The sequence below is a fragment of the Actinoplanes sp. 13 genome, assembly GCF_056134165.1.
The window spans coordinates 21,049-27,643 of sequence record NZ_JBVYOQ010000050.1; the positions used below are offsets into that span (position 1 = coordinate 21,049).

Sequence of the window (6,595 nt, forward strand, 5' to 3'; positions counted from 1 at the left end):
GTGCGAAGGCTGTCCGGCGACGACGTGGAGGACTGACAGCGTGAGCCCGGAACAGCTGTTGACCGGCATGGACTACGGTCGGCACGTGTCTGAAGAGCCTGTCCCGTCGCCACCCGGCGTGATCGTCGAGCCCACCGGGCCCGGCGCTGCCGAGGGGGCGCAGGTGGAGGTCGACGCCGACATCGTCGCCGCGGAGCCGGACACCGGTGGGTTCACCGTCCGGCTGGACAACTTCACCGGCCCGTTCGACCTGCTGCTCCAGCTGATCGGCAAGCACAAGCTGGACGTCACCGAGGTGGCGCTGCACCAGGTCACCGACGACTTCATCGCCTACATCCGGGGGATGGGCGACGACTGGGACCTCGGCGAGGCCAGTGAGTTCCTGCTGGTCGCGGCGACCCTGCTGGACCTGAAGGCGGCCCGGCTGCTGCCCGCGGCCGAGGTGGAGGACGAGGAGGACCTCGCCCTGCTGGAGGCGCGGGACCTGCTCTTCGCGCGGCTGCTGCAGTACAAGGCGTACAAGGAGGCGGCCGCGCACATCGCGGAACTCGAGGCCACCGGGGCGCGTCGCTGGCCGCGGATGGTCTCGCTGGAGCCGCGGTACGCCGACGCGCTCCCCGAACTGGTGCTGGGCATCGGCCCGGAGCGCCTGCTGAAGCTGGCGCTCAAACAGTTCCTCCCCAAGCCCGGACCGCCGCAGGTCTCGATCGCCCACATCCATCAGGTGCGGGTCAGCGTCCGCGAGCACGCCGCGCTGCTCCGCGAGCGGCTCCGGCGGGCCGGCACGGCCACGTTCAGCCTGCTGATCGCGGACTGTGAGAACACCCTTGAGGTGGTGGCCCGGTTCCTGGCGCTGCTGGAGCTCTACCGCGAAGGGCTGATCGACTTCGAGCAGCCGGTGTCGCTGGACGAGCTGACCGTGCGCTGGATCGGTGGCGACGACGCGGGCGGTGAGCTGGACATCGACGACTACGAGGGCAGCAAGCCCGATCCGGAAGCCGCTCCGGCGGGGGCCGATGATGTGCCGATGAGCACCGGTTCGGAGGAAACCGGCGGGACCGAGCTTGACGCGTACCCCGTTGATGGTGATCTTGGCGGGGATGACGACGAGCCGGGTGGCGAGCCGGCGGTGGCGAAGGAGACATCGTGAGCAGCGACGAACATCCGGAATCCCTGGCCGCACAGGCGGCGGCGTGGGTGCCGCCGTGGGAGCGCCGGCGGGAGCCGGACCGGGAGTACCAGGCGGCTGCCGAGGCCGAGGCGGAGGCCGTCTCGAAGATCGAGGCCGACCTGCACGAGGCCGACCTGCACGAGGCCGACCTGCACGAGGCCGACCTGCACGAGGCCGACCTGCACGAGGAAGGCCCGGACGAGGAGGGCCCGGACGAGGACGAGTGGGGCGACGTCGCGCCGCCGGTGGCGATCGACCTGCCGCACGACCTGCCGGAGGACGAGGAGCCGGGGCCGACGGAGGTGGAGCCCGGGCCGGAGCTGCCGCTGCCCGAGCCGATCGAGGAGGCGGAGGCTCCCGAGCCGGCCGAGCGGACCGCCGACGAGCCGATGCCGGTCGACGCGCCCGCCGAGAACAGCACGGTTCCGCAGAACGGTGCCGCCGCGCACAACGGCGCCGCGGCGCAGAACGGCGCTGCGCAGCAGAACGGCGCCGCCGTGCAGAACGGCGCCGCGGCGCACGTGTCGGTTCCGGCTCAGGCCCGCGGTGGCCGGGCCGAGCTCGATGCGGCGGGCGACGGCGACTTCCCGGCGCCGGCGGTCCTGATGGACGAGGCCGAGCTGGCGGCGGCCCTGGAGTCGATCATGCTGGTGGTCGACGAGCCGGTCGCCGAGATGCAGCTGGCCCAGGTCCTGGAACAGCCGGTGGAGCGGGTGGCGCGGGTCCTGGAGAACGTCTCGGCGCGTTACACGGCGGCCGGGCACGGCATCGACCTGCGGCGGGCCGCCGGCGGGTGGCGGCTGTACACCCGTCCGGAGTACGCGCCGTACGTCGAGCGGTTCGTGCTGGACGGGCAATCCGTGCGGTTGACGCAGGCCGCATTGGAAACACTGTCCGTGGTGGCCTACAAGCAGCCGGTGACCCGGTCGCGCATCTCAGCCATCCGCGGTGTGAACTGTGACGGCGTGATGCGTACGCTGGTCACTCGCGGCCTGATCGAAGAGTGCGGCACCGAGCCGGAAACCGGGGCATACCTATACAGGACCACCGTCCTGTTCCTGGAGAAGCTCGGTCTCAACTCGATCGATCAGCTGCCGCCGCTCGCTCCGTTCCTGCCCGACGATGTGGAAGAAGTACTCGATGCCTCAGGCTGACACCGCCGAACGCCTCCAGAAAGTCCTGGCGGCGGCCGGTGTTGGATCCCGGCGCGCCTGCGAAGACCTGATCTTCCGGCGGCGCGTCACCGTCAACGGCCGGGTCGCCAAGCTCGGCGACAAGGTCGACCCCGCCACGGCGGAGATCCACGTCGACGGGCAGCGGGTGATCACCAACACCAAGCTGGTCTACGTCGCGCTGAACAAACCGCGTGGCGTCGTCTCCAGCCTCGACGACGAGAAGGGCCGCTCCGAGCTGGCCGACTTCCTCGACTCCAACTTCGAGCAGCGGCTGTTCCACGTCGGCCGGCTGGACGCCGAGTCCGAGGGCCTGCTGCTGTTCACCAACGACGGCGGGCTGGCGCACAAGCTGATGCACCCCTCCTACGGGGTGTCCAAGACCTACCTGGCCGAGGTGGTCGGCCCGCTGCCGCGCAGCGTGGGCCGGGCCCTCCAGTCCGGTGTCGAGCTGGAGGACGGCCCGGCGAAGGTGGACAGCTTCCGGCTGGTCGACGCGATCGGCAAGACCGCGCAGGTGGAGATCACCCTGCACGAGGGCCGCAAGCACATCGTCCGGCGGATGATGGACGCCGTCGGGCACCCGGTGACCCGGCTGATCCGGACCGCGGTCGGGCCGATCCGGCTCGGCGACCTGCGCCCGGGCGGTTTCCGGCACCTGTCGAACGCCGAGGTCGCCGCCCTCTTCAAGGCGGTCGGCGACGGCGAGTGAGCCGCCCGGCCGCGGTGGCGGCCGGTTGAGGTGACGGCCGGCCGCGGCACCCGGTTGAGGCGACGGCCGGCCGCTGCGGTGGCCGGCCTCAGTACTGCCGGTCCGGCAGTGCGGCCGCGGCGGTGGCCTGGTCGAAGACCACGATCTCGGACGTGATGCGCTTCAGGATCCTGCCGCCGTGGAAGAGGTCGACGACCGCCCGCATCAGCAGCTCGCCGATGATCGGGCTGCACTCGACCACGTAGGTCAGCTTGCGGTCGGCGAGCGCCTGCAGGCCCGCCCGGGTGGCGTCCACGGTGACGATCTTCACCGCGCTGCCCGGGTCACGGCCGGAGTCGGCGAGCACGTCGGCGGCGCCGAGGCCCATCTCGTCGTTGTGGGCGAACACCGCGTCGATGTCCCGGTTGCGGCGCAGCAGCTTGCGCATGGCCGTGGCACCGCTGGCCTTGGACCAGTCGCCGGCTTCCCGATCGACGACCTTGAGGCTGTTCGCGTCGCCGGCCGTCGCGGCGAAGCCCTCGGCGCGCTGCTTGGCCGGGGTGGACCCGGCGGCGCCGAGGATCTCGACGACGTTGACCGGGCTGCGGGCGCCGGTGAACTCGTTCGACAGGTAGAGCGCCGCCTGGTTGCCCTCGGCCACGAAGTCCGCGCCGATCGAGCTGGTGAAGAGCGTGTCGTCGGCGGTCTCGATGAGCCGGTCGGTGAGCACGACGGGGATCCCGGCCGCTTTCGCGCGCTGGAGCACCTCGTCCCATCCGGATTCCACGACCGGGGAGAAGGCGATGACGTTGACGCGCGCATCGATGTACGACTGGATGGCCGCGATCTGCCGTTTCTGATCGCCCTCGGCATTGTCGAAGCGGAGTTCGATGTTGTGGTACTCGGCGGATTTCTGAATGGATTTCGTGTTGGCGAGCCGCCATCCGCTCTCCGAGCCGACCTGGGAGAAACCGAGGACGATCGGGCCGGTGGGTGCGTCGCGCAGGCTGAATCCCTCGTCCTTGTCATCGCCGCAGCCGGTGAGTAGTGTCGCTAATCCGACCGTGCCCAGCATTGCGAAGGAACGCCTGCGCATTATAGGGGACTCCAAAGCATATTTCGGAATGGTTACGAACGGCTGTGAACGATAACAACGGCATGGCTCGTGATCAATCCACGATCGTATTCCCGTGCATTCTCGCCTAGCGCGATTTCACACGGGTAATGATGTCAATCATCGCCAATGCGGACAATGAAGGGATTTATCGCCCGGCATCCGGCCGGTCGAGGAAGTCGCCGACGAGGTCGATCAGCGCCCGGGCAGCGGTGCCCGGCGCCCGGTCCGCGGGGACGGCGAGCGACAGCGGCCACTGCAGATCAGCGCCGGTCACCGGCAGGGTGACCACGCCGTCGATCTGCCCGGGACCGAGGATGAAGCGGGGGAGCAGGGCGATACCCAGCCCGTGCCGGACGTGGTCCACGCCGGTGGAGATGTCGGCGATCTCGATGGTGACGTGCCGCGGCACCCCGGCGGCGGCGAACGCCCGGTCGGTGACGGCACGGTTGCCGTACCCCACGGGCGAGTCGATGAAATCCATCCCGGCGAGCCGGCCGATCGGCACCGGGGGACCGGCGGCGAGAGGGTGACCGGCCGGGACGACCACGTCCATCGCGGCGGTGGCGAGATCGATCAGGCGTACGCCGGCCGGCTGCGCGCCCGGCAGGGAGACGAACGCCAGATCGAGCCGGTGATCGAGAATCGCCTCGATCAGGCCGGCCGAGCCGGAGGGCGCGGCGGTCGTGCGCAGCAGCACGCCCGGATGCCTGCGGTGGAACTCGCCGAGCAGCGCGGGCAGGTCGATGACCCGGATCGAGGTCAGGGTCCCGATCCGGAGGGTGCCGCGCAGTCCGCCGCGCACCTCGGCCACCGCGTCCTGCGCGTCGCGTGCGGCGTCCAGCGCGATCCGCGCCCTGGGCAGCAGCGCGGCCCCGGCGTCGGTGAGCAGCACCCGCCTCGCGTTGCGGTCCAGCAGCGGCGCGCCGAGCTCCCGCTCCAACGCCTTGACGGCCGCCGAGACCGCGGACTGGACGACGTGCAGCCGGCCCGCGGCCCGGGTGAAGCTCCGCTCCTCAGCGACCGCGACGAAATACTCCAGCTGCCGTAGCTCCACACCAGCAAGTATCAACAACGGAGATGGGTACGACCTAATAGTTTCGTTGGCATTGATGACCGGTGCGGCCGACAGTGGCGTCATGACCACGCGAAACGGCTTCTGGGCGGTCGCCCTGGCCTTCCTGACCGCCATGGCGTTCTCCACCGTGCCGACGCCGCTCTACCCGCTCTACATGGCACGCGACGGTTTCTCCACGTTCACCGTCACGGTCGTCTTCGCGGTCTACGCCGCCGGCGTGGTGGTCAGCCTGCTGCTGGCCGGGCACCTGTCGGACCGGGTCGGCCGCAAGCGCGTGCTGATCCCGGCGCTGCTGCTGTTGCTCGCCGCCGCGGGCCTGTTCGTCGCGAGCACGGCCCTGCCGGTGCTGCTGACGGCCCGGTTCCTGACCGGTCTCGGCGTCGGCATGATCACCGCCACCGCCACGGCACATCTGCAGGAGCTGCACGCGGCGCACCGGCCCGGAGCCTCCGGACACCGTTTCGAGATGGTGTCCACCGCCGCCAACAGCGGTGGGCTGGGACTGGGCACGCTCATCGCGGGACTGCTGGGGCAATATGTGGCCACGCCGTTGCGTACGCCGTACATCCTCTTCGCCGTTCTCCTGACCGTGGCCGTCGTGGCCGTGACCCTCGTCCCGGAGACCGTGCCGCAGCGGGCGGAGAAGTACCGTTACCGGCCGCAGCGGATCGGCGTCCCGGGGGATCGCGCCACCTACGCCGCCGCCGCGACCGCCGCTTTCGCCTCGTTCGCCGTGTTCGGCGTCTTCACCTCGCTCGCACCCGGATTCGTCGCCGGCACGCTGCACCACCCGTCCCGTGCCCTGGCCGGTGCCGTGGTGTTCGCGGTGTTCGGCGCCGCCGCGGTGGCGCAGATGCTGACCGGCCGGCTGAGCGGCCGTGCCAAGACCACGCTCGGGCTGCTCGGGCAGGCCGCCGGCATCCTGGTGCTGGTGCTCGGCATGCACACCGCGAGCCTGGCCCTCTTCCTGCTCGGCGGGGTGGCGGCGGGCGTCGGCGCGGGCGTGCTGTTCAAGGCGGCGCTGGGCGCGGTGGCGGCGAGCGCGGCCCCGGCGGAGCGCGGTGCGGCGCTGGCCGGGCTGTTCCTGATCGCCTATGCCGGGCTGGGCCTGCCGGCGATCGGGCTCGGGGTCGCGGTGCAGGTGTGGCCGGCGGTCACGGTGATGACCTGGTTCGCGGCAGTGCTGATGGCGGTGCTCGGCGCGGTCGCGCTGCTCACCCCCGCCCGCCGCCCCACCTCTCCCCGGATCCAGACCGCCTGACCCTCCCGGCGTGGGGATTTCGGGTGCGCACCGAACCGCAAGTCCCCACGCTCGCGTGCCGTCCTTGCGTGGGGATTTCGGGTGCGTATCGAACCGCAAGTCCCCACG

The 6,595-nt window shown here is 70.9% G+C and carries 6 protein-coding genes and 1 pseudogene; 5 read left to right on the forward strand and 2 right to left on the reverse strand.

Annotation, left to right across the window (positions count from 1 at the left end; translation table 11 throughout):
• Window positions 1–67 precede the first annotated feature (67 nt).
• The 4 genes and pseudogenes from AC0NH5_RS42020 to AC0NH5_RS42035 all read left to right on the forward strand — a co-directional run bounded on the left by AC0NH5_RS42020 (window position 68) and on the right by AC0NH5_RS42035 (window position 3,055).
• Entirely contained in the window at window positions 68–1,150 is a 1,083-nt protein-coding gene (locus AC0NH5_RS42020; protein WP_474413879.1) for a segregation and condensation protein A, read from the forward strand.
• Window positions 1,151–1,197: 47 nt separating this feature from the next.
• A pseudogene (locus tag AC0NH5_RS42025) lies at window positions 1,198–1,344 on the forward strand (pentapeptide repeat-containing protein); the annotation flags it as partial.
• A 216-nt stretch (window positions 1,345–1,560) separates the two neighbouring features.
• Window positions 1,561–2,325, forward strand: a complete 765-nt coding sequence (gene scpB, locus AC0NH5_RS42030; protein WP_474413881.1) for an SMC-Scp complex subunit ScpB — start codon at window positions 1,561–1,563, stop codon at window positions 2,323–2,325.
• Window positions 2,294–3,055 (forward strand): pseudouridine synthase, encoded by a 762-nt coding sequence (locus tag AC0NH5_RS42035; protein WP_474413869.1) that lies wholly within the window; start codon window positions 2,294–2,296, stop codon window positions 3,053–3,055. Before scpB ends, AC0NH5_RS42035 begins: the two co-directional genes overlap by 32 nt.
• 88 nt (window positions 3,056–3,143) lie before the next feature.
• On the opposite strand, the gene AC0NH5_RS42040 is transcribed toward AC0NH5_RS42035, so the two are convergent.
• The gene (locus AC0NH5_RS42040; RefSeq protein ID WP_474413871.1) at window positions 3,144–4,130 is read right to left on the reverse strand and encodes an ABC transporter substrate-binding protein; all 987 of its coding nucleotides are present in this window, start codon (window positions 4,128–4,130) and stop codon (window positions 3,144–3,146) included.
• 166 nt (window positions 4,131–4,296) lie between these two features.
• The gene (locus tag AC0NH5_RS42045; protein WP_474413873.1) at window positions 4,297–5,205 is read right to left on the reverse strand and encodes a LysR family transcriptional regulator; all 909 of its coding nucleotides are present in this window, start codon (window positions 5,203–5,205) and stop codon (window positions 4,297–4,299) included.
• A gap of 82 nt (window positions 5,206–5,287) precedes the next feature.
• Here AC0NH5_RS42045 and AC0NH5_RS42050 point away from each other — a divergent pair, with 82 nt between their 5' ends.
• Window positions 5,288–6,487, forward strand: a complete 1,200-nt coding sequence (locus AC0NH5_RS42050) for an MFS transporter (protein ID WP_474413875.1) — start codon at window positions 5,288–5,290, stop codon at window positions 6,485–6,487.
• The last annotated feature ends 108 nt before the right edge of the window (window positions 6,488–6,595 follow it).